Raw genomic sequence first — 671 nt, forward strand, 5'->3', positions numbered from 1 at the left:
CAAGCACCTGAACGCCGAGGAACGTGGCGTGATTTTTGCGGAGAACCGGCGGGGATCGAGCTTGCGTCAGATCGGTCGGCTTCTTGGCAGGCATCATGGGACCATCGGGCTTGAACTGAAACGAGGAACAGCGCTTGGCGGATATGATCCACAGGTGGCGAGGCTGGCGCGGGATGCGGCTCAGTTGCGTTCGGGTCGACGAAAAAAACTGGTCCCCGCAGCCCCATTCTATGACTGGGTGCGCAACCGTCTGGTCCATTGGCGCTGGTCGCCAGAGCAGATCTCGGCCAGACTGCGGCGCATGCATCCAGATGATCCCAGCCAGCGCGTCAGCCACGAGACGATCTATGCCGCGATCTACGCGCAGCCCCGGGGCGGGCTGAAGACGCTGATGATCGAGGCACTCCGGCAGGCCAAGCCGAAGCGCGGTGCCCGGCGCACCTCTCTGGCGGGAACTTCTATGGTCCCGGAAACGCTGCGGATTATCCATCGTCCCGAAGACATCGAGGCACGCCTGGTTCCAGGCCATTGGGAGGGAGACCTGATCAAGGGGGCCTTCAACCGGTCGGCGGTGGGCACCGTGGTCGAGCGCAAGACCCGCTTTGTCATCCTCAGCAAGATGAACGGCTGCACCGCCAGCGCCGCCCTTGAAGGGTTCACGCGACAGATGA

At 63.2% G+C, this 671-nt stretch carries 1 protein-coding gene; it reads left to right on the forward strand.

Features of this window, described 5'->3' with window-relative positions:
* Positions 1-671 (forward strand): IS30 family transposase (locus P775_RS21390; protein WP_099912897.1); only part of this gene is annotated, 671 nt, incomplete at both ends.

The sequence above is a fragment of the Puniceibacterium antarcticum genome (assembly GCF_002760615.1).
Taxonomy (GTDB): Bacteria; Pseudomonadota; Alphaproteobacteria; order Rhodobacterales; family Rhodobacteraceae; genus Puniceibacterium; species Puniceibacterium antarcticum.